Source organism: Sinomonas atrocyanea (assembly GCF_030812675.1).
GTDB classification, from domain to species: Bacteria; Actinomycetota; Actinomycetes; order Actinomycetales; family Micrococcaceae; genus Sinomonas; species Sinomonas atrocyanea_B.
Map to the genome: position 1 here is coordinate 216,950 of NZ_JAUSTE010000001.1, position 22,115 is coordinate 239,064.

A 22,115-nucleotide genomic window follows, 5' to 3' on the forward strand; every position below is an offset into this window, starting at 1 on the left:
TCGGCCACGGGCCTACATCCTCTCCGGGGCGGAGACGCCGAGCAGGCCGAGCCCGTTGGCGAGGACCTGGCTCGTGGCGTCGTTGAGCCACAGGCGCGTCCGGTTCAGGTCGGTGACCTCCTCGTCGCCCTGGGGCGCGATACGGCAGTTGTCGTACCACGAGTGGTAGGCGCTCGCGACTGCCTCGAGGTGGCGTGCCACGCGGTGCGGCTCGCGGAACTCGGCGGCCTTGGCCACGATCGACGGGTAGGCCGCGAGGCGCGCCAGGAGGTCGTTCTCGCTCGGGTGCGTCAGCAGGGCCGCGTCGAACACGTCCGCCCCGTCCACGCTGCGGGCCACGCCGGCGGCCTCGGCGTTGCGCGCGGCCCCGCGGGAGCGGGCATGCGCGTACTGGACGTAGAACACGGGGTTCTCGTTCGAGTTCTTCTTCAGCAGCTCGGGGTCGAGCGTGAGGGGCGAGTCCGCGGGGTAGCGGGCGAGGGAGTAGCGCACGGCGTCCTTGCCGAGCCACTCGATGAGGTCCTTGAGCTCGATGATGTTGCCCGCGCGCTTGGACAGCTTGGCCCCGTTGACGGAGACCAGCTGGCCGATGAGCACCTCGATGGCCGCCTCGGGGTCGTCGCCGGCGCAGGCCGCGATGGCCTTGAGCCGGTTGACGTAGCCGTGGTGGTCGGCGCCGAGGAGGTAGACCTTCTCGGCGAAGCCGCGGTCCTTCTTCGACAGGTAGTAGGCGGCGTCGGCGGCGAAGTAGGTGGGCTCGCCGTTGGCCCGGATGAGCACGCGGTCCTTGTCGTCGCCGAAGTCGGTGGTGCGCAGCCACACGGCGCCGTCGGCGTCGAAGACGTGGCCCTGCTCGCGCAGCCGCTTGACGGCGGTCTCGATCGCGCCGGACTCGTGGAGCCCCTCCCGCTCGGAGAAGTAGACGTCGAACTCGACGTCGAACTCGGCGAGCGTGGCCCTGATGTCCTTCATCTGCGCGGCGTAGGCGGCCTCGCGCACGATCGGCAGTGCGGCCTCGTCGGTCAGCTCGCGCAGGTCGGGGTGGGCGGAGAGCACCTCGTGGCCGAGGTCGACGATGTACTGGCCCGGGTAGCCGCCCTCGGGGACGTCGCGGCCGTGCAGCCGGGAGAGCACGGAGTTCGCGAAGACGTTCATCTGGTTGCCCGCGTCGTTGATGTAGTACTCGCGGGTGACGTCCGCGCCCGAGGCCCGCAGCACGCGCGCGATCGAGTCGCCGAGGGCCGCCCAGCGGGTGTGCCCGATGTGCAGGGGCCCGGTCGGGTTGGCGGAGACGAACTCCATGTTGATGACGTGGCCCGAGAGCGCGTCGTTCGTGCCGTAGGCGGTCCCTGCCTCCACGATCGCCTTGGCGAGCGCGCCGGCCGCGGCGGCGTCGAGGGTGACGTTGAGGAAGCCCGGGCCCGCGATGTCCACGGACGCGACGCCTTCCACGGCGGCGAGGCGCCCGGCGATGAGCTCGGCGAGCTGCCGCGGCGCCATGCCGGCCCGCTTGCCGAGCTGGAGGGCGATGTTCGTGGCCCAGTCCCCGTGGTCGCGGTTCTTGGGCCGCTCCACGCGGATCTCCTCCGGCACGTCCACGGAGATCTCGCCGGCGCGCACGGCGTCGGCGAGGCAGGCAGAAATGGCGGAGGAAAGTTCTTCGGGAGTCACCCCCCTAGCCTACCGGCGCGGCGTGTCCGCGCTGAAACCGCGCCCGTCATGGTCCCGGCCGTGCGGCCGGCTCAGCGGGCGCCGTTCCACGCCGGACGACCACGCCGGGGTGCTCGTCGATGAAGTGCGGCCGGCTGATGACCCAGCCGGAGACGCCGAGGACCGCGAGGGTGAGGCCCAGGAACGCGAACGAGGCCGTCCAGGCCCCGGTCGCGTCGTGGAGGAGGCCCGCGGCGAGCGGCCCAGCACAGGCCACGACGTAGCCGACTCCCTGGGCGAAGCCCGAGACGGCGCCGGCCGCCTGGTGGGACCGGGTGCGCAGGTTCACGAGGACGAGCGCGAGCGGGAAGGTCGCCGGCCCGAGCCCGGCGAGTGTGGACCACAGCCACGTGGCCGTCCCGGGGGCGAGGGCCAGGCCAAGATAGCCGGCGGCGAAGGTCGCCACGCCGAAGGCGACGACCGGGAACGGGTTGCGCAGCCTGGCCGCGAGGACGGGCACCGCGAGGCTGAGCGGCAGGCCCAGACCGGCGAAGAGCGAGAGCTGGAAGCCGGCGGCCGCGGCGCCCAGTCCGGCGCCTCCCACGATCGAGGGCAGCCACGCGAACATCGTGTAGGTGTTCAGCGACGTGCAGCCGAACAGCAGGGCGAGCGCCCAGGCGGCCGGAGAATGCCAGGGGCGGACGACGGCGCGCGGCGACCTCGCGCCGTCGTCCGCGGCCTGCGTCGGGTCCGGCTCTGCGCCGGCCGGGGCGGGGTGGGCCTTCGCGCGGCGCCGGCGGCGGGCGGGCCAGACGGTCAGCCAGGGCACGACCGCGAGGACATTGACGGCCGCCCACCAGCCGAGGGAGGTCCGCCAGCCGGCGGCGTCGGCCACGGGCACGGCGAGCAGCGGCGGCACGGTGGTCCCGACGTTGATGACGGTCACGTAGAGGGCCGTCAGGAGCCCGACGCGGTCGGGGAAGTACTTGCGCACCATGGGCGGCAGGACCACGTTGCCCGCGCCCATGCCGGCGAGCGCGAGGGCGGAGCCCGCGAGGAAGAGTCCGGTCTCCGGCGCCGCGGCCCTGACGACCTGGCCGGCGGCAGCGGCCCCCATCGCGGCCACCGCGATGGCCTCGACGGTCCAGGCACGCATGAGGAGGGGTGTGAGCAGGCCGGCGACGCCGAAAAGCGCCGTGGGGAGCATGCCGAGGATGCCCACGAGCCAGGACGGCAGGAACATCTCCCCCGCGATCCGGTCGGTGAGCGCCGGAACGCTCGTCACCGCGATGCGGAGGGTGAAGGCCACGGCCAGCAGCCCGACAAGGACGAGGATGCGGCCGCGCCAGGGCCTGCGCCCGCGGGTGCCCCCATGTTCTTCTGCCACCCCCTGACGCTATCGTGCTGGTCATGGACAACGACATCCAGGACCGTATCCGCCAGCTCATCGACGAGGAGCACTCGCTCCGCGGCACGCCGGGGGCAGGAAGCGCCGAGAAGGGCACGGGGCGCCTCGGCGAGCTGGAGGCGCAGCTCGACCAGTGCTGGGACCTCCTGCGCCAGCGCCGCGCCAAGCGCGAGTTCGGCGAGGACCCCGACGAGGCCAGCGTGCGCCCCGCCGACGTGGTGGAGAACTACAAGGAGTAGCGCCGGCGGCGCCGGTTTGCATGGCGCCGGTCAGCACCTGATAAGCTCGGTGAGTTCCCGCGAGGGAAACACGAGCTGCCCTCGTAGCTCAGTGGATAGAGCGTCTGCCTCCGGAGCAGAAGGCCGTAGGTTCGAATCCTATCGAGGGCACCCCTGCACCCCCGGTCCTATGGACCGGGGGTGCTCTGCTGTCCGCTTCCGGCCCCCATGAGGGGCGGCACTAGACTGGGTCAGCCATGGCCCTGACGATCACGTACCCCGCCGCCCTCCCGGTCTCCGAGCGCCGCGACGAGCTCATGGAGGCCATCGCCGCGAACCAGGTCACGATCATCGCCGGTGAGACGGGCTCGGGGAAGACCACCCAGATCCCGAAGATGTGCCTCGAGCTCGGCCTCGGCGAGAAGGGCCTGATCGGCCACACGCAGCCACGCCGGCTCGCCGCGCGCACCGTCGCCGAGCGCATCGCCGAGGAGCTGGACGTCGAACTCGGCGCCGAGGTCGGCTTCCAGGTCCGCTTCACGGGCGAGGTCGGGCCGCAGACCCAGGTCAAGCTCATGACCGACGGCATCCTGCTCGCCGAGATCCAGCGCGACAGGCTCCTGAGGCGCTACTCGGTGATCATCATCGACGAGGCCCACGAGCGCAGCCTCAACATCGACTTCATCCTCGGCTACCTCAAGCGCGTGCTCCCCCAGCGGCCGGACCTGAAGGTCATCATCACCTCGGCGACCATCGACCCCGAGCGCTTCGCCCGGCACTTCGCGCGCGAGGCGGCCGGGGCCGAGCCCGTGCCCGCCCCCATCGTCGAGGTCTCGGGCCGCACCTACCCGGTCGAGATCCGCTACCGCCCCCTCGTCGCCGAACCGGCCGGCTCCGAGGACGAGGACGACTCCGTGGCCCGCAGCGACGACGCCCTCGAGGAGGACCGCGACCCGGTCGACGCCGTGTGCGACGCCGTGGACGAGCTCTCCCGCGAGGCGCCCGGCGACATCCTGATCTTCTTCTCGGGCGAGCGGGAGATCCGCGACGCGGCCGAGGCCCTCGCCGGCTCGATCCAGAAGAACCCCCGCATGGCCGGGGCGGAGATCCTGCCCCTGTTCGCCCGGCTCTCGCTCGCCGAGCAGCACCGCGTCTTCACCCCGGGCGGCAAGCGGCGGATCGTGCTCGCGACGAACGTGGCGGAGACCTCGCTGACCGTCCCCGGCATCAAGTACGTCATCGACACCGGGACGGCGCGCATCTCGCGCTACTCGCACCGCACCAAGGTCCAGCGCCTGCCGATCGAGCGTGTCTCGCAGGCCTCGGCGAACCAGCGCGCGGGCCGCTGCGGGCGCGTCTCGGACGGCATCTGCATCCGGCTGTACTCCGAGGAGGACTTCCTCTCGCGGCCCGAGTTCACCGACCCCGAGATCCTCCGGACCAACCTCGCCGCGGTGATCCTGCAGATGACCGCCATGGGGATCGCCCGCGGGCCCAAGGATGTCGCGGCCTTCCCGTTCGTCGAACCGCCCGAGTCCCGCGCGATCAACGACGGCGTGACCCTCCTGCGCGAACTCGGCGCGCTCACCGATGGCAAGGACCAGGGGGCCGGCGGTACGCCCTCCGCGGATCCTGCGCACGACGGCGGTCGCGGCCGCCGCGGGCACCGCACCCCGGGCGCGGGTGCGGCAGGCGGGGGCACTGCGCGGGGCGGGCTGACCGCCGTCGGCCACCAGCTCGCGCAGCTGCCGGTGGACCCCCGGCTGGGCCGCATGATCGTCGAGGCCGCGCGGCGCGACTGCGCCCGCGAGGTCATGGTCCTCGCCGCGGCCCTGACCATCCAGGACCCCCGCGAGCGCCCCTCGCAGGAGACCGGCAAGCGGCAGGCCGCCGACGAGAAGCACGCGCGGTTCAAGGACGAGAACTCGGACTTCACGGGCTACCTGAACCTGTGGAACTACCTCCAGGAGCAGCAGCGCGAGCTGTCCTCCTCCGCGTTCCGGCGCCTGTGCAAGGCCGAGTTCATCAACTACCTGCGGGTGCGGGAGTGGCAGGAGCTGTTCCAGCAGCTGCGCCAGCTCGCCCGCCCGCTCGGGATCTCCCTGGGGCAGGGGCGCGACACGGACCCGGTGGGCAAGCACGACGCCGTCCACCAGTCGCTCCTCGCCGGCCTCCTGAGCCACATCGGGTTCCTCGACGAACGCAAGCGCGAGTACCTCGGGGCGCGCGGCACCCGGTTCGCGATCTTCCCGGGCTCGGCCCTGTTCAAGAAGAGCCCGACGTACGTCATGGCCGCCGAGCTCGTCGAGACGAGCCGGCTGTGGGCCCGCACCGCGGCGAAGATGGACCCGGCCTGGGCCGAGCTCGTTGCCCCGCACCTCGTCAAGCGCACGTACTCCGAGCCGCACTGGTCCAAGCGCTCCGGCTCGGTCATGGCGTACGAGAAGGTCACGCTCTACGGCGTCACCCTCGTCGCGCAGCGCCGCGTCAACTACGCCCGCATCGACCCACAGCTCGCGCGCGAGCTGTTCATCCGGCACGCGCTCGTCGAGGGCGACTGGCACACGCGCCACCACTTCTTCAAGCGCAACCAGGCACTCCTGGAGGAGGTCGAGGAGCTCGAGACGCGCATGCGCCGCCCCGGGCTGCGCGCGGACGACGAGGCGCTGTTCGGGTTCTACGACGCGCGGGTGCCTGCCTCCGTGGTCTCCGAGCGGCACTTCGACGCCTGGTGGAAGAAGGCCCGGCACGAGGACGAGCGCCTCCTCGACTTCGACCGCGCCCTGCTGCTGGGCGAGGACGCCGAGGGCTCGGCCCAGGCCGCCGACGCCGACTACCCCACGGTGTGGCGGCAGGGCGGCTTCGACCTGCCGCTCGCCTACGAGTTCCACCCCGTGGCCCCCGGCGGGACCCCGGACCCCACCGACGGCGTGACCGCCGAGGTGCCCGTGCTGTTCCTCAACCAGCTCGACCCCGAGCCCTTCCGGTGGCAGATCCCCGGCCTGCGCACCGAGCTGGTCACCGCGCTCATCAGGTCCCTGCCCAAGCAGGTGCGCAAGGCGTTCGTGCCCGCCCCCGACGTCGCGCGGCAGGCCGTCGCGGCCCTCGGAGCCGACTTCGACCCGGCCGCGGACGCGCTCGAGGAGTCGCTCGAGCTCGTGCTGCGCCGGCTCAAGGGGCAGATCATCCCTCCGGGCTCGTGGAACTGGGACGCCGTCCCGCCCCACCTGCTCATGTCCTTCAGCGTCGTGGACCCCAAGGGCACGGTGCTCGGCGCCGGGAAGGACCTCGCGGCCCTGCAGGAGCAGCTCGCCCCGGCCACGCGGCGCGCGATCGCGGAGTCCCTCGGCGCCACCCCCGCCACCACCACGCCGAGGTCACCCCGTGGAGGCTCGAAGTCGCCCCGTGGGGCCGCGACGTCGCCCCGTGGAGGCACGACGCCGGAGGCCGGCTCGGGCGTCTCGCCCGCCGGCGGCTCCGGGCTGGCCGAGCGCACCGGACTGACGGAGTGGAGCATCGGGACGATCCCGCGGACGGCGAGCACCGTCGTCGGGGGCCACACCGTGACCGGCTATCCCGCCCTCGTCGACGAGGGCCGGACCAAGGCGGCGCCGCGCGGCACGGCCGGGCTGCGCGTGTTCCAGACCGAGGAGGACCAGCTGCGCGCCCACCGGGGCGGCGTCATCCGCCTGCTGGCGCTGCGGATCCCGCCGCCGGACCGGTACGTGCTCGAGCACCTGAACAACCGCGAGAAGCTCACGTTCAGCCAGAACCCGCACGGCTCCGTGGCCGACCTGATCGCCGACTGCTCGATCGCCGCCATCGACAGGCTCGTCCCCGCGGAGCTGCCCTGGGACCGAGCGGCCTTCGACGCGCTCTACGACGAGGTCCGTGCCGAGCTCATCGACACGGTCTTCAAGGTCACGGCCATCGTCGAGCAGGTCCTGGCGTCCTCGCTGAGGATCGGCAAGGCGCTCAGGGGCTCCACGAGCCTCGCACTGGTGAGTGCGCTCAATGACGTCAAGGCGCAGCTCGAGCAGCTCGTCTACCCGGGCTTCGTCGGCAGGACCGGCTACGCGCAGCTCGAGCATCTCCCCCGCTACCTCCGGGCGATCGAGCGCCGCCTCGAGAAGCTCCCGACCAACGTCCAGCGCGACGCCGTCGCCATGGCGACCGTCCAGGGGCTCGAGGACGACTACGACGACGCGGTGGCCGCGCTGGCACCGACCGGCCGGAACCAGGCCAGGCTGGCCACGGTGCGGTGGATGATCGAGGAGCTGCGGGTGAGCCTCTTCGCCGTCGAGCTCGGCACCGCCGGCAAGGTGTCCGAGAAGCGGGTGCGGCAGGCGCTCAACGAGGCCCTCGCGCCCGCGTAGCCCGCCCGCGGGCGGACCTCACCCGTCCACGGGGTGACACGCACCGCCGGGGTGACTTCGGCGTCAGGCGGCGGGGACGTGCTCGCCGTGGCCGGCCGCGCGGAGTGCCTCACGGATCCGCTCGGCTGCGGCGTCGAGCACGGCAGGGTCCGGGTTCTGCTGTGCGCGCTTGAAGTCGTACTCGGCCTCGCTGCGGGAGGGCCACACGTGCAGGTGCAGATGGTCGATCTCGAAGCCGGCGATGATCATCCCGGCGCGCGGCGCCCCGAAGGCCTCCACCTGCGCCTGCCCGATCGTCTGGGCCACGAGCGTGAGCTTGGCCATGAGTTCCGGCGAGGCGTCCGTCCACCGGTCCACCTCTTCGCGGGGCACCACGAGCGTGTGGCCCTCGGCGAGGGGGCCGATGCTCAGGAACGCGACGACGTCGTCGTCCTTCCACACGAAGCGGCCGGGCAGCTCGCCCTCGATGATGCGTGTGAACAGCGTGCTCATTGTTCTCTCCTCGATGGGGCCCCCGCGCCGCGCAGGCTCGCGGCGTCGAGGACGAACCGGTACTTGACGTCGGAGGCGACCATGCGGTCGTAGGCCTCGTTCAGCGACTCTGCGGTGACCACCTCGATCTGCGGCGCCACGCCGTGCTCGGCACAGAAGTCGAGGACCTCCTGGGTCTCGGCGATGCCGCCGATGAGCGAGCCCGTGTAGGCCAGGCGCCGCCGGATGAGCGCCCCGGGCTGCACGGGCGGCAGGTCCCCGGAGGGCAGGCTGAGGGCCACGAGGACGCCGTCGAAGCGCAGCACCGAGAGGTAGACGTTCACATCGTGCGGTGCGGCGACGGTGTCGAGGACGACGTCGAGCGTCCCCTCCGCTGCCTCGAGCTGGGCCGGGTCGGTGGTCACCACGACCCGGTGGGCGCCGAGCTGGGCGGCGTCGGCGGCCTTGGCGGCGGTGCGCGTGAAGACGGTGACCTCCGCCCCCAGCGCGGCGGCGAGCTTGACGGCCAGGTGGCCGAGGCCGCCGAGGCCCACGACGCCCACCCGGCGTCCGGGCCCCACGCCGAAGCGCCGCAGGGGCGAGTAGGTCGTGATGCCGGCGCACAGGATCGGGGCGGCCGCGGCAGGGTCGAGGGCGTCGGGGATCCGCAGCACGTATGCCGCGTCGACCACGATCCGCTCGGAGTAGCCGCCCTGGGTGGCCTCTCCGCCGTGGCGGGGGTCCGGGGCGCCGTAGGTGCCGACCATGCCGCGTTCGCAGTACTGCTCGAGCCCGGCCCGGCAGTGCGCGCACTCCCGGCACGAGTCGACCATGCAGCCGACGCCCACCCGGTCCCCGACGGCGAACCCCTGCACCGCGGAGCCGGTGCGGCGCACCCGCCCCACGATCTCGTGGCCGGGGACGAGCGGCCAGGGCCGCTCCCCCCACTCGCCGCGCGTCGCGTGCACGTCCGAGTGGCACAGGCCGCAGAACTCGATGTCGATCTCGACATCGCGGGTGCCCGGCTCGCGCCGGGCGATGGTCAGGGGCACGAGGCCGCTCGAGGCCGAGGTGGCACCGTAGGCGTGCACGTCGGATCCACCGGAGCCCGGGGTGCCGCGGCCCAGCTCCTCGGCGAGGTTCTCGCGGATCGTGTCCGCACTGGGCATGACGGGGCGTCCGGGGGTCATGCCACCGACGCTATCGCATGCTGGCCGGGCCCGGCTCGCTGCCCACCGCGACGGGGCGCGCCGGATCGCGGGACCACTGTGAGAACGATCCCGGGTACAGGGCGGCGTCGATGCCGGCGACGGCGAGCGCGAGCACGTCGTGGGCTGCCGTGACGCCGGACCCGCAGTAGACGGCCACCGGGCGGCGGCCGTCGACGCCGAGCGCGGCGAAGCGCTCGCGCAGGGCGGCCGCGGGCTGGAAGGTCCCGTCCGGAGCGAGGTTCTCGGCGGTGGGTGCGCTCAGGGCTCCGGGGATGTGGCCGGCGCGCGGGTCCACGGGCTCCGCCTCGCCGCGGTACCGCTCGCCCGCACGGGCATCCAGCAGGACGCCGCCGGCCGGCGCGCCCGGCCGGGGCTGGGTGAACGAGGCGGCCTCGTCCGCGCCGATGCGCGGCAGGCGTCCCTCACCCAGCGTGACGTTCCCGCGGTCCGGCGTGCGGGCGCCCTGCTCGAGGGGCCCTCCGGCCGCCGTCCAGGCGCCGAGGCCGCCGTCGAGGAGGCGCACCGACTCCAGGCCGGCGTCGCGGAGCATCCACCAGGCCCGGGCGGCGGCCTGGCCCGAGGTCGCGTCGTAGACGACCACCGCGTCGCCGTCGGAGATCCCCCAGGACCGCGCCGCCTGCTCGAATGCCTCTCGGGACGGGAGGGGATGGCGCCCGCCGGCGGCCTCCTCGGCGCTGCCGGGCGCGACGGGGACGGCGAGCTCGCCCTCGAGGTCGGCGAACACTGCGCCGGGCAGGTGCCCCTTTGCGTACTCCTCCCGGCCGTCAGGTCCGCCGAGGGACCAGCGGACGTCGAGCAGGACGGGGTGCTCGCCCCGGGCAAGGCGCTCGGCGAGCTCCGCCGCCGTGATGAGGACCTGATCAGCGTTCATGGCCACACCTTAGCGGCGCGTACTCTGTCCGGATGGACGCACGCACCACTGAGGCCGCGCCCGGGCGCGGCGCCGGGTCCCGGGCCTGGGCAGACGAGGCCATCCGCCGGCTGGAGTCGGACGCCCACCGCAGCGCGGACACCCATCTGCACCGCGTTCCACTCCCGGAGGAGTGGGGCGTCGACGTGTACCTCAAGGATGAGTCGACGCACCGCACGGGCAGCCTCAAGCACCGGCTCGCGCGGTCGCTGTTCCTCTTCGCCCTGGTCAACGGCTGGATCCGCGAGGGGACCCGCGTTGTCGAGGCCTCGAGTGGGAGCACGGCCGTGTCCGAGGCCTACTTCGCACGGCTCATCGGGGTCCCGTTCACCGCCGTGATGACCCGCGGGACGAGCCGGGAGAAGATCGCCCTCATCGAGCAGTACGGCGGGGCGTGCCACTTCGTCGACTCGCCCGGGGAGGTGTACGGCGAGGCCGCGCGGCTTGCGGAGGCCTGCGGCGGCCACTACCTGGACCAGTTCACGTTCGCCGAGCGGGCCACGGACTGGCGCGGGAACAACAACATCGCCGAGACGATCTTCGACCAGCTCGAGCTCGAGCCGCACCCGGTGCCGCGGTGGATCGTGGTCGGCGCCGGGACCGGGGGGACGAGTACCACGATCGGCCGCTTCGTGAGGTACCGGCGGCTCGCGACCCGGCTCGCGGTCGTCGACCCCGAGAACTCGGCGTTCTACCCGAGCTGGGCGGGCGGCGCCCCCGCCGAGGGCGGGGCGTCGCGGATCGAGGGCATCGGCCGGCCGCGGCTCGAGCCGAGCTTCAATCCCCGGATCGTGGACCGCATGTTCCGCGTGCCCGACGCCGCCTCGGTCGCCGCGATGCGCGACCTCACCGCGCGCTTCGGCTTCGACGCGGGCCCGTCGACCGGTACCAACCTGTGGGGCGTCTGGCAGCTCGTGGCGGAGATGGCCGCCGCCGGGGAGCGCGGCAGCATCGTCACGCTCATGTGCGACGCCGGCTCGCGCTACCGCGGGTCCTACGGCGACGAGGGGTGGCTCGCCGGACAGGGTCTCGACCCCGCCCCGCACGCCCGGGTGCTCGAACGGTTCTTCGCGACCGGGAGCTGGGACGGGTGAGACGGCCTCAGAGGTCCACCGCGTCGCCGGGCTCGAGGTGCTCGTAGCGGGTGCCGTAGAGGTCCCCGATGCGCTGGGCGTGCTTCTCCACGATCCCCGTGCCCCACTCGTTCAGGAGGGCGTTGTGGATCGGGTAGGCCCGCTCGGCCCCGACGGCGATGATGAAGTCGAGCACCTCGCCGACCTTGCTCCACGGCGCGTGGATCGGGACCAGGAGGGTCGGCACCTCCACTCCGGGCGGGACGGTGAACGAGTCGCCGGGGTGGAACACCTCTCCGTCGACGAGGTAGCCGATGTTGGCGACCATCGGGACGCTGGGGTGGATCAGGGCGTGCTGGCTCCCGAAGGTGCGGATGCGGAACCCCGCGGCGTCGAACTCGGTGCCCGTCTCGGCGGCGTGGATCCGCTTCGCGGCAGACGGCGCGGCCTCCGCGAGTGCGGCGGCCACGGATGAGGGGGCCCACGCCTCGAGCCCCTGGCTGGCCTCGAGGACCGCGGCGGCGCGGGGCAGGTCGATGTGGTCCGGGTGCTCGTGGGTGACGAGGAACGCCTCGGCGCCGTCCAGGGCCTGCTCGACTTCGGAGAAGTTGCCCGGGTCGATGGTCAGGACGCGCTGCCCCGTCCCGGAGTCGGCGGGCTTCTCGAGGCGGACGCAGGCGTGCGTGAACTTGGTCAGGCGCATGGCGCCAGTCTAGGACCGCCTCTTGCTAGGCTAGAAGACCCGATAGGCAGGTGCAGGAGGAGTCGTTGGCCGAGAAGCCGCGCGAGCAGCGCGTGACGAAGCAGCGGGTCGCTGTCTCGGCAGCCCTGGACAGCCTCGAGGACTTCGTGAGCACCCAGGAGCTGCACCGCCTCCTGCAGGGCGGGGGCGCGTCCGTCTCGCTCGCCACGACGTACCGGATCCTGCAGTCCATGGCCGAGGACGGGCTCGTGGACGTGCTGCGCAGCGACGACGGCGAGGCCGTGTACCGGCGCTGCGAGGCCACCGGCCACCACCACCATCTCGTGTGCCGCCGGTGCGGCAAGGCCGTGGACATCGAGGCGCCCGCGGTGGAGACCTGGGCCAGCCGGGTGGCCAGGGAGCACGGCTACACGGCCGTCGAGCACACTGTCGAGGTCTTCGGGCTGTGCCCCGAGTGCACCGCCCTCGGCGCGGGCGCGGCGGAGGCGGACGGCGGGTCCGCCGAGGAAGGCTGAGCCCGCCGGTGAGGGCCGCGCCTCAGGCGGCGGCCGACGTCGTGCGCGGGCTGGCCTGCGCGGACGCGGCCGGGAGCACGCGCCCGTTGGCCCCGCGGCGGCGCCGGACCCACCCGATGGTCGCGCACACCGCGTAGATGAGGAACGAGAGCGTGGTGATGTAGGGGCTGATCGGCAGCCGTCCCCCGAGCGCGAGCATGATCCCGCCCACGGTGGCCGCCATGGCGAAGAGCACGCTGAGCAGGAGCACGAGGCGCGGGGCGGAGGTCACCTTCAGCGCGGCGGCCGCCGGCGTGATGAGCAGGGCGAGGACCAGGAGGGCGCCCACCACCTGCAGCGACAGGGCCACGCTGACCCCGAGCACCACCATGAACACGAGGGAGAGCGCCCGGACCGGCACGCCTCGGGCGTGCGCCATCTCGGGGTCGACGCTCGCGAATGTGAGGGGCCGCCACACGGCGACCAGGACGGCGATGACCGCCGCCGCGGTGACGCCGAGGACCTGGAGCTGGACCGTGTCGACCGCGACGATCTGCCCGGTGAGCAGGCCGAACTTGTTCGCCGCCCGGCCCTGGTACAGCGCGAGGAACAGGATGCCGAGCCCCAGCCCGAAGGGCATGAGCACGCCGATCACGGAGTTCTTCTCGCGCGCGCGCCCGCCCATGAGGCCGATCAGGAGCGCCGCGGCGACCGAGCCGACGAGCGAGCCGGTGACGATGTCCGCGCCGACGAGCAGGGCGAACGCGGCCCCGGCGAAGGACAGCTCCGAGATGCCGTGGACGGCGAAGGCGAGGTCGCGCTTCATGACGAAGGTGCCGACCACGCCGCCGAGCAGGCCCAGCACGGCGCCGGCCCACACGGAGTTCTGGACGAGCGCGAGGATCTCCCCGTAGTCCTGGAACGAGAAGACCGTGCCCCAGAAGTCATCGATGGTCACGGCGTGTCCTCCTCGTGGTGGTGCGCGCCGCGGTGGGCGTGCGTGGTGGCGTCGGGGAGGCCGACGACGACGATCCGGCCATGGACCTGGGAGACCTCCACGGGCGAGCCGTACAGCTCGGAGAGCACGGACGTGGTCATGACCTCCTCGGGGGTGCCGACGCGGAACCGGCCGTCGGCGAGGTAGAGGACCCTGTCGACGTAGTCGAGGATCGGGTTGATCTCGTGCGTGACGAAGACGACTGCGGTCCCCTCCTCGCGCCGCTGTCGGTCGATGAGCCCGCTGACGGCCTGCTGGTGGCCCAGGTCGAGCGAGAGCAGGGGCTCGTCGCACAGGAGGACCTTCGGGTGGCCGGCGATCGCCTGGGCGACGCGGAGGCGCTGCTGCTCCCCGCCCGAGAGCTGCCCCACGGGGACCTTGGCATAGTCGGTGGCACCGACGGTGGCCAGGAGGTCGTCGACCCGGGCGTCGACCCCGCGCCGGTGGAGGCGCACGCCCCACCGGTGCCCGTCGACGCCGAGGGAGACGAGGTCCCGCGCGCGCAGGGGCGTCTCCGGGGAGAACGACTTCTGCTGCGGGATGTAGCCGATGCCCTCTCCGGCACGGCCCGGCGGCCGCCCCGCGACCTCCGCCGTCCCGCCGCTCAGGGGGACGAGGCCGAGCAGGGCCTTGAGGAAAGAGGTCTTGCCGCTTCCGTTGGGGCCGAGCACGGCGAAGAACTCGCCGGGGCGGATGTCGAGGTCGAGCCCGGACCAGAGGGTCCGGGGGCCGAACGCGAGCGCAGCCGAGCGCAGCCGCACAGCGGGCGGGGTCATGCGAGGGCCTCCTTCAGTGCGGCGACGTTCTCCTGCATCCACCCGAGGTAGTCCTTGCCCTCGGGGACCGTCTCGGTGAAGTCGACGACCGGCACCTTCGCCGCCTCGGCGGCAGCCCGCAGCTGCTGGGTCTGCGGGCTCTCGGTCTGCGGATTGTAGGCCAGGAGTGCGACCGACCGCGAGGAAAGGAGGCCGAGGGTCGCCCTGAGCGCCGCGGGGGGCACGTCCTGCTCCTCCTCGACGGCGGACGAGTAGGCCGTCGGAGTGGCGTCCCGGAGCCCGGCGGCCTCGAGGAGGTAGAGCGGCACCGGCTCGGTCATGACGGCCGCCTTCCCCGCCGACGTGGACTTCAGGGCCGCGAGCGTCGCCTCGAGCCCGGCCAGGCGGGCGTCGACGTCCCGGGCGCGCCCCGCGTAGGCGTCCCTGCCGGCCGGGTCCAGGGCGCCGAGCCGGGCCGCGATCGCGTCGGCGACCTTCTTCATGGCGCCGACGTTGTACCAGACGTGCTCGTTGGACGCCGGACGGCCGGCGGACGCGAGTCCGGCGGTCTCGACCGCGGTGATGACGCTGTCCGCCCCGAGGGCGGCCTCGCGCACGAGGGGGTCCATGTACGGGTCGTAGCCGCCGCCGTTCTCGATGACGAGGCTGGCCTTGGAGACGGCGAGCCGGTCGTGCGTCGTCGCCTCGTAGGAGTGCGGGTCCTGGGTCGTTGCGGAGACGATCGACGTCACCGTGACGCGGTCCCCGCCCACGGCCCTGGCAAGGTCGCCGTAGACGTTCGTCGAGGCGACGATGCGGACCGTCCCCCCCTGCCCCGGCGACGCGGGCGATCCCTGGCCGCCCGGCGAGCAGGCGGCCAGGGCGGCCGCCGCCGCCACGGCGACGGCGCCCCGGACTGCGGTCCGGGCCCACGCGGGGCGGAGGGGGATCGAGCGCAAGGGGGCCTCAGTTCTGCGGGTGGGTCATCACGGGCGCCCGGTGAGAACCGGTCGCAATAGGACCACTCTAGCGCCTCTTGCGAACAATTCCCATCAGGGCCGCGCGCAGGGTGGGCTCACCGACCGTGCCCGTGGGCTGCCTTCCCTGGCTGTCCTCAGCCACCGCGCTTAGCCCCGCTGGCGGCGGAACGCCTGGCTCTGGGTCGCGTCCCGGATCTCGCCCACGAGCTTCTCGATGACGTCCTCGAGGAACACCACCCCGCGCGTGGACCCCTCGGGCCCGATCACGCGGGCCAGGTGGAAGCCCGACTTCTGCATCGCGGAGAGGGCATCCTCGATCTCGTCGTCGAGCCCGAGGTTCGCCAGCGAGCGCACGCGGCTCTCGCCGATCGGCTTCCCGCGCCCGTCCGGCCCGATGGCCAGGACGTCCTTGAGGTGGAGGTACCCCACGAGCTCGCCGTCGTCGTCGACCATGGGGAAGCGGGAGAAGCCCGTGTGCGAGACTGCCTTCTCGAAGTCCGCCGGCGTGGCGCTGGTCGGGAGCGAGACGAGCTCTTCGACCGGGACCATGATCGACTCCGCGGTCTGGTCGGAGAACTCGAGCGCTCCCGAGAGCAGGCCCGACTCGTCGTCGAGGAGCCCGCTGCGGGTCGACTCCTCGACGATCGAGGCGACTTCCTCGAGGGTGAAGCTCGAGGTCACCTCGTCCTTCGGCTCGACGCGCAGCAGGTGGAGCACGGCGTTGGCGCTGCCGTTGAGGAAGAAGATCACGGGCCGGACGAGGCGGGCCATGCCCAGCAGCAGCGGGGCGAGGAGCACGGCGGCCCGGTCGGCCGCGGAGACCGAGATGTTCTTCGGCACCATCTCGCCGATCGTGACGTGCAGGAAGGTCACCGCGGCGAGCGCGACCACGAATCCGGCGGTGTCCGCGAGCTCGACGGGCAGGCCGACCGCGTGCAGCGGGCCGCCGATGAGGTGGTGGATCGCAGGCTCGGCGACCTGGAGGATCAGCAGCGAGCACACGGTGATGCCCAGCTGTGCGGCGGCAAGCATGAGCGAGACGTTCTCCATCGCGTGGAGGGTGGTCCTCGCCCTCCCCGACCCGGCGTCCGCGAGCGGCTCGATCTGGCTGCGCCGCGCACTCATGATCGCGAACTCGCTCGCGACGAAGAAGGCGTTGCCGAGCAGCAGCACCGCGAGCCAGAGGATCCCGGCCCAGTCCCCCATCAGGCGGCCCTCCCCGAACCGCGTCCGGCGGCGTGCCGGGCGCCGGCCTCCTCGGCGTCGCCCGCCTCGGGCGGTGGCGGGGTGAACCGGAGGCGGTCCACCCTGCGGCCGTCCATGCGCACGACCGTGAGCGTCCCGCCCCCGACCTCGAGGGCGTCGCCGGTCTGGGCGACGCGGCCCAGTGCGCTCATGACGTAGCCGCCGACGGTCTCGTAGGCGGGGCTGTCCACGACCCGGAGCCCGGGGACCTGCTCCGAGACCTCGTCGGGCCGCATGAGCCCGGGGAAGTACCAGTCCCCCGCCGAGCTCTGCAGGACCCCGGGCGCGCGCCGGTCGTGCTCGTCGGCCACCTCGCCGACGATCTCCTCCACGAGGTCCTCGAGCGTGACGATGCCCGCGGTGCCGCCGTACTCGTCGAGGACGGCGGCGAGCTGGAGGTTCCCGTCCCGCAGCTGGGAGATGAGCGCGTCGAGGTGGATCGTCTCGGGCACCTGGAGGATGTCGGTCATGATGGCGGCGGCCGGGACCCCGCGGCGCTTCCTGGCCGGCACCGCGACGGCCTTCTTCACATGGACCACGCCGCGCACGTCGTCCGGCGACTCGCCGATCACCGGGAAGCGCGAGTGTCCGGTCGCCCGGGCCGCCTCGACGATGGCATCGACGGGTTCGTCCGCGTCGATGGTCGTCACCCGGATGCGGGGGGTCATGACGTCGGCCGCCGTCTTCTCGGAGAAGCGCAGCGTCCTCGAGACGAACCGCGCAGTTCCGGCGTCGAGCGTGCCGAGCTCGGCGGAGCGCCGCACCAGGGAGGAGAGCTCGGCCGGCGAGCGCGCGCCGGAGATCTCCTCCTTCGCCTCGATCCCCACGAGCCCGAGCACCCGGTTGGCGAAGCCGTTGAAGAGGATCACCGCCGGCTTGAAGGCCGCGGTGAAGACCAGCTGGGGGCGGGCGACGGCGCGGCCCACCGCGAGCGCCCGGGCGATGGCGAGGTTCTTCGGCACGAGCTCGCCGAGGAGCATCGACAGCAGGGTCGCGAAGACCATCGCCACAGTGAGGGAGACCGCCGTGGCCCCCGGCACCCCGACGGCGCGCAGGGGCCCCTCGAGGAGCCTGCCGACCGAGGGCTCCATGACGTAGCCCGTCAGGAGCGTGGTGAGGGTGATGCCGAGCTGGCAGCTCGAGAGCTGGGTCGAGAGGGTCGTGAGGCAGCGCAGGAGCGCCTCCGCCCCGGGCTCGCCCGCGTCGACGCTGCGCTGGACGGTGGCGCGGTCGAGCGCCACGAGGGAGAATTCGACGGCCACGAAGAAGCCCGTGCCGAGGATGAGGAGCAGGCCGGCGGCCAGCAGGAGCCATTCCACGTCAGTGCTCGAGCTCCCCGCGCCATGACATGGCCGCTCGCGCGGAAACCGGGTGGGCAAGTACACGGTGCATGCCGGCTCTGGGGCGGCGGGTGCCCGTGGGGCCCCCGCGACCAGGCCGGCATCTAGAGGTGCCGTCCATAGTGGATCCAGCCTATCAGCGCCGCGTGAGGGTACGGAGGGGCACGACCCACGTGTGACGGCGGACTCACAATCGCCCGAATCGCTCCGGTCTTTACTAGACTGGACCCTTGAGTGTGGGCTCCTGACGGCGCCCACGGCGGTCGGCGGATACGGCCAGCCCCCGAATATCGCCCGGTGGAGCACGCGGGCGCGCGGTACGGGGCCGAGGCGCGGAGCCGCTGACACGCGGGCCTAAGTATCGATGGAAGAGGCGTATCTCCAGTGCCAGAACTGCCAACCCACCGCCTGCCCGAGGAATTCGGAGGCAACGAGTGGCTTGTGGACGAGCTCTACGAGCAGTACCAGCAGAACAAGAATTCCGTGGACGCCAAGTGGTGGCCGCTGTTCGAGTCCTTCGACTCGGACAGCGGCCACACGTCCAACGGCACGGCGAAGGGGCCTGCCGTTGACACGCTGACCCGGCAGATTCCGGCCGTCCAGGCTCCCGCGGCGCCCGCGCAGGCTCCTGCCCCGGCGTCCCAGGCCCCGGCCGCGCCGGCCGCGCCGGCAGCCCAGAGCGCGCCTGCGGCCCAGGCCGCGCCGAAGCCGGCCGCTGCAGCCGCCCCGAAGCAGCCGGAAGCGGCCCCGAAGAAGGGCGCCGCCGCCGTCGTGCGCGACGGTGCCCGCCCGTCCACCACCGGCCTGATCCCCGCCCAGCTGCCCAAGACGGCCAAGGACGAGACGATCGAGGAAGACGTCGTCTCGACGCTGCGTGGCCCCGCCAAGGCCATCGCCACCAACATGGTCCAGAGCCTCGAGGTCCCGACCGCGACCACCGTGCGCGCCGTGCCCGCGAAGCTCCTCATGGACCAGCGCATCGTCATCAACAACCACCTCACCCGGGTGCGCGGCGGCAAGGTCTCCTTCACACACCTCATCGGCTACGCCGTGATCCGCGCGCTCAAGCTCATGCCGTCGATGAACGTCTCCTACGACGTCGTGGACGGCAAGCCCGTCGCGATCCAGCACGCGCACGTGAACTTCGGCATCGCGATCGACCTGCCCAAGCCGGACGGCAGCCGCCTGCTCGTCGTGCCGAACATCAAGAAGGCCGAGACGCTGAACTTCTCGGACTTCTGGCACACCTACGAGGACCTCATCAAGCGCGCCCGCGACGGCAAGCTCACGGCCGACGACTACGCCGGCACCACCGTCTCGCTGACCAACCCGGGCGGCATCGGCACGGTCCACTCGGTTCCGCGCCTCTCCAAGGGCCAGGCCGCCATCATCGGCGTGGGCGCCCTCGAGTACCCGGCCGAGTTCCAGGGGGCGTCCGAGAAGATCCTCGCGCTCCAGGCCGTCGGCAAGATCATCACGCTGACCTCCACCTACGACCACCGCGTCATCCAGGGCGCGGGCTCGGGCGAGTTCCTCCGGATCGTGCACCAGCTCCTCCTGGGCGAGCAGGGCTTCTACGACGAGATCTTCGAGTCGCTGCGCATCCCCTATGAGCCGGTGCGCTGGAGCCCCGACCTCCAGGTCAACCCGGAGGACGCCATCAACAAGGTGGCGCGCATCCAGCAGCTCATCCACGCGTTCCGCGTGCGCGGGCACCTCATGGCGGACACGAACCCGCTCGAGTACGTCCAGCGACGCCACCCGGACCTGGACGTGCTGACCTACGGCCTGACGCTGTGGGACCTCGACCGCGAGTGGCCCACGGGCGGCTTCGGCGGCAAGCCGAAGATGAAGTTCCGCGACATCCTGGGCGTGCTGCGCGACGCGTACTGCCGCACCACGGGCATCGAGTACATGCACCTGCAGGAGCCGGCCGAGCGCAAGTGGTTCCAGGACGAGCTCGAGCACCCGTACAAGAAGCCCAGCCGCGAGGAGCAGCTGCGCATCGTGTCCCGCCTCAACGCGGCCGAGGCGTTCGAGACGTTCCTGCAGACCAAGTTCGTCGGCCAGAAGCGCTTCTCCCTCGAGGGCGGCGAGTCCCTCATCCCGATGCTCGACGCGACGCTGTCGGAGGCGGCGGAGGACGGGCTCGACGAGGTCGCGATCGGCATGGCCCACCGCGGCCGCCTCAACGTGCTGACGAACATCGCCGGGAAGACCTACGCGCAGGTGTTCCGCGAGTTCGAGGGCACCCAGGACCCCAGGAGCGTGCAGGGCTCCGGCGACGTGAAGTACCACCTCGGCACCGAGGGGACCTTCACCGCGGAGAACGGCAAGCAGACCAAGGTCTACCTCGCCGCGAACCCGTCGCACCTCGAGGCGGTGGACCCCGTCCTCGAGGGCATCGTCCGCGCCAAGCAGGACCGCCTCGACCGGGGCGAGGCGTTCCCGGTCCTGCCGATCCTCGTCCACGGTGACGCGGCCTTCGCCGGCCAGGGCGTCGTGGCGGAGACGCTGAACCTCTCCCAGCTGCGCGGCTACCGCACGGGCGGCACGATCCACATCGTGGTCAACAACCAGGTCGGCTTCACGACCTCGCCCTCGGCTTCCCGCTCGTCGGTGTACTCCACCGACGTGGCGAAGATGGTCCAGGCGCCGGTGTTCCACGTCAACGGCGACGACCCCGAGGCCGTGGTCCGCGTGGCGCAGATGGCCTACCGGTTCCGGCAGCGCTTCCACAAGGACGTCGTCATCGACCTCGTGTGCTACCGCCGCCGCGGCCACAACGAGGGCGACGACCCGTCGATGACCCAGCCGATGATGTACAACCTCATCGAGGCGAAGCGCTCGGTCCGCAAGCTCTACACCGAGAGCCTGATCGGCCGCGGGGACATCACGCAGGAGGAAGCCGAGCAGCTCCTGCGCGACTACCAGGAGCGCCTCGAGCGCGTCTTCGCCGAGACGCACGCGGCGCAGACCTCGCCGATCCCGATCGTCACGGGCGACGCGAAGGCGGTCTCGGACCTCGAGCGCCCCCTCGCCCAGCAGGAGGACGACGCCGCGGGCGCCTCGCAGCGCGCGACCGCGATCAGCGCCGAGACGCTGGCCCGGATCGGCCAGGCCCACGTCGCGATCCCCGAGGGCTTCGCCGTCCACCCCAAGCTCAAGCAGCTCCTCGAGCGGCGCGAGCAGATGTCCCGCGAGGGCGGCATCGACTGGGGCTTCGGCGAGATCGCCGCGTTCGGCTCGCTCATCGCCGAGGGCGTCCCGGTCCGGCTCGCCGGCCAGGACTCCCGCCGCGGCACGTTCGTGCAGCGCCACGCGGTGTTCCACGACCGCAGCAACGGCGACGAGTGGACCCCGCTCGCCCACCTCTCGGACGAGCAGGCCAGGCTCGCGATCTACGACTCCTCCCTGTCGGAGTACGCGGCCCTCGGCTTCGAGTACGGGTACTCGGTGGAGCGCCCGGACACGCTCGTGGCCTGGGAGGCGCAGTTCGGCGACTTCGTCAACGGCGCCCAGACGATCATCGACGAGTTCATCTCCTCGGCCGAGCAGAAGTGGGGCCAGCGCAGCTCGCTCGTCATGCTCCTGCCCCACGGCTACGAGGGCCAGGGGCCGGACCACTCCTCCGCCCGCATCGAGCGCTTCCTGCAGCTGTGCGCCGAGCAGAACATGATCGTCGCCCAGCCGAGCACCCCGGCGTCGCACTTCCACCTGCTGCGCCGCCAGGCCTTCAGCCGCCCGCGCAAGCCGCTGATCGTCTTCACGCCGAAGCAGCTGCTGCGCCTCAAGGCCGCGGCCTCGACCGTCGAGGACTTCACCTCGGGCACGTTCCGTCCGGTCATCGGCGAGCACGAGCAGCTGGACGCGAGCGCCGTGGACCGGGTGGTCCTCGTCTCCGGCCGCCTGTACTACGACCTGCTGTCCGCCCGGACCAAGGCCAAGGACACGCGGACGGCGATCATCCGGGTCGAGCAGCTCTACCCGCTGCCCGAGGAGGAGATCAAGGCGGAGCTCGAGAAGTACCCGAACGCCGAGCTCATCTGGGCGCAGGACGAGCCGTCCAACCAGGGCCCGTGGATGTACATGGCCGTGCGCCTCATCCCGTCGCTGCGGCGCGAGCTGCGGCTCGTCTCGCGCGCAGCCTCGGCCGCGACGAGCGCAGGCTCCATGAAGCGGCACTCGGCCGAGGGCGACGTCCTCGTCCGCGAGGTGTTCGCGCGCTGAACTGAGCACTGAGCCCAGGTGGCCACGGCGGCG

Annotated in this window: 16 protein-coding genes and 1 tRNA gene; 6 read left to right on the top strand and 11 right to left on the bottom strand. The window is 72.4% G+C overall.

The features are described 5' to 3' along the window. Nucleotides 1-12: 12 nt before the first annotated feature. Together argS and J2W20_RS01010 are read right to left on the bottom strand one after the other, a co-directional pair. Entirely contained in the window at nt 13-1,671 is a 1,659-nt protein-coding gene (gene argS, locus J2W20_RS01005) for an arginine--tRNA ligase (RefSeq protein ID WP_307003806.1), read from the bottom strand. Between the two features lie 46 nt (nt 1,672-1,717). Beyond that, a complete protein-coding gene (locus tag J2W20_RS01010; protein WP_307003808.1) occupies nt 1,718-3,037 on the bottom strand; it encodes an MFS transporter in 1,320 nt (439 codons plus the stop codon). Between the two features lie 23 nt (nt 3,038-3,060). On the opposite strand from J2W20_RS01010, the gene J2W20_RS01015 reads away from it, so the two are divergent. From J2W20_RS01015 to hrpA, 3 genes are all read left to right on the top strand, one after another. Then, the gene (locus tag J2W20_RS01015) at nt 3,061-3,297 is read left to right on the top strand and encodes a DUF2630 family protein (protein ID WP_307003809.1); all 237 of its coding nucleotides are present in this window, start codon (nt 3,061-3,063) and stop codon (nt 3,295-3,297) included. Between the two features lie 77 nt (nt 3,298-3,374). Continuing rightward, nucleotides 3,375-3,447, top strand: a tRNA-Arg gene (locus J2W20_RS01020). Nucleotides 3,448-3,533: 86 nt separating this feature from the next. Beyond that, the gene (gene hrpA, locus J2W20_RS01025; protein ID WP_307003810.1) at nt 3,534-7,652 is read left to right on the top strand and encodes an ATP-dependent RNA helicase HrpA; all 4,119 of its coding nucleotides are present in this window, start codon (nt 3,534-3,536) and stop codon (nt 7,650-7,652) included. A gap of 63 nt (nt 7,653-7,715) precedes the next feature. Here hrpA and J2W20_RS01030 read toward each other — a convergent pair whose 3' ends face one another. From J2W20_RS01030 to J2W20_RS01040, 3 genes are read right to left on the bottom strand one after another with little or no spacing between them, the layout of a single operon-like run. Continuing rightward, the gene (locus J2W20_RS01030; RefSeq protein WP_307003812.1) at nt 7,716-8,144 is read right to left on the bottom strand and encodes an HIT family protein; all 429 of its coding nucleotides are present in this window, start codon (nt 8,142-8,144) and stop codon (nt 7,716-7,718) included. Continuing rightward, the gene (locus J2W20_RS01035; protein WP_307003815.1) at nt 8,141-9,313 is read right to left on the bottom strand and encodes an NAD(P)-dependent alcohol dehydrogenase; all 1,173 of its coding nucleotides are present in this window, start codon (nt 9,311-9,313) and stop codon (nt 8,141-8,143) included. The genes J2W20_RS01030 and J2W20_RS01035 overlap by 4 nt, the downstream gene beginning before the upstream one ends. A 10-nt stretch (nt 9,314-9,323) precedes the next feature. Continuing rightward, nucleotides 9,324-10,226 carry a sulfurtransferase gene (locus J2W20_RS01040; protein WP_307003817.1) on the bottom strand — a complete coding sequence of 301 codons (903 nt, stop codon included), beginning with the start codon at nt 10,224-10,226 and terminating at the stop codon, nt 9,324-9,326. A gap of 32 nt (nt 10,227-10,258) precedes the next feature. Between J2W20_RS01040 and J2W20_RS01045 the strand changes: the two genes are divergently transcribed. Continuing rightward, nucleotides 10,259-11,359: a PLP-dependent cysteine synthase family protein gene (locus J2W20_RS01045; RefSeq protein WP_307003818.1), complete on the top strand. Its 1,101-nt coding sequence runs from the start codon at nt 10,259-10,261 to the stop codon at nt 11,357-11,359. A 7-nt stretch (nt 11,360-11,366) separates the two neighbouring features. Here J2W20_RS01045 and J2W20_RS01050 read toward each other — a convergent pair whose 3' ends face one another. Then, nucleotides 11,367-12,041, bottom strand: coding sequence for an MBL fold metallo-hydrolase (locus J2W20_RS01050; protein ID WP_307003819.1), 675 nt, complete (start codon nt 12,039-12,041; stop codon nt 11,367-11,369). A gap of 65 nt (nt 12,042-12,106) precedes the next feature. On the opposite strand from J2W20_RS01050, the gene J2W20_RS01055 reads away from it, so the two are divergent. Then, entirely contained in the window at nt 12,107-12,556 is a 450-nt protein-coding gene (locus J2W20_RS01055; RefSeq protein ID WP_307003821.1) for a Fur family transcriptional regulator, read from the top strand. Nucleotides 12,557-12,578: 22 nt separating this feature from the next. Here the strand turns inward: J2W20_RS01055 and J2W20_RS01060 are convergent, their stop codons facing one another. The 5 genes from J2W20_RS01060 to J2W20_RS01080 all read right to left on the bottom strand — a co-directional run bounded on the left by J2W20_RS01060 (nt 12,579) and on the right by J2W20_RS01080 (nt 17,831). Beyond that, entirely contained in the window at nt 12,579-13,493 is a 915-nt protein-coding gene (locus J2W20_RS01060) for a metal ABC transporter permease (protein ID WP_307003822.1), read from the bottom strand. After that, nucleotides 13,490-14,308 carry a metal ABC transporter ATP-binding protein gene (locus J2W20_RS01065; protein WP_307003824.1) on the bottom strand — a complete coding sequence of 273 codons (819 nt, stop codon included), beginning with the start codon at nt 14,306-14,308 and terminating at the stop codon, nt 13,490-13,492. Before J2W20_RS01065 ends, J2W20_RS01060 begins: the two co-directional genes overlap by 4 nt. Continuing rightward, nucleotides 14,305-15,246: a metal ABC transporter solute-binding protein, Zn/Mn family gene (locus J2W20_RS01070; RefSeq protein WP_307003825.1), complete on the bottom strand. Its 942-nt coding sequence runs from the start codon at nt 15,244-15,246 to the stop codon at nt 14,305-14,307. Before J2W20_RS01070 ends, J2W20_RS01065 begins: the two co-directional genes overlap by 4 nt. 168 nt (nt 15,247-15,414) lie before the next feature. Continuing rightward, nucleotides 15,415-16,473 (bottom strand): hemolysin family protein, encoded by a 1,059-nt coding sequence (locus J2W20_RS01075; protein ID WP_307003827.1) that lies wholly within the window; start codon nt 16,471-16,473, stop codon nt 15,415-15,417. Further along, nucleotides 16,473-17,831: a hemolysin family protein gene (locus J2W20_RS01080; RefSeq protein ID WP_307003829.1), complete on the bottom strand. Its 1,359-nt coding sequence runs from the start codon at nt 17,829-17,831 to the stop codon at nt 16,473-16,475. The genes J2W20_RS01075 and J2W20_RS01080 overlap by 1 nt, the downstream gene beginning before the upstream one ends. 405 nt (nt 17,832-18,236) lie before the next feature. On the opposite strand from J2W20_RS01080, the gene J2W20_RS01085 reads away from it, so the two are divergent. Next, nucleotides 18,237-22,082: a multifunctional oxoglutarate decarboxylase/oxoglutarate dehydrogenase thiamine pyrophosphate-binding subunit/dihydrolipoyllysine-residue succinyltransferase subunit gene (locus tag J2W20_RS01085; RefSeq protein ID WP_307003832.1), complete on the top strand. Its 3,846-nt coding sequence runs from the start codon at nt 18,237-18,239 to the stop codon at nt 22,080-22,082. The last annotated feature ends 33 nt before the right edge of the window (nt 22,083-22,115 follow it).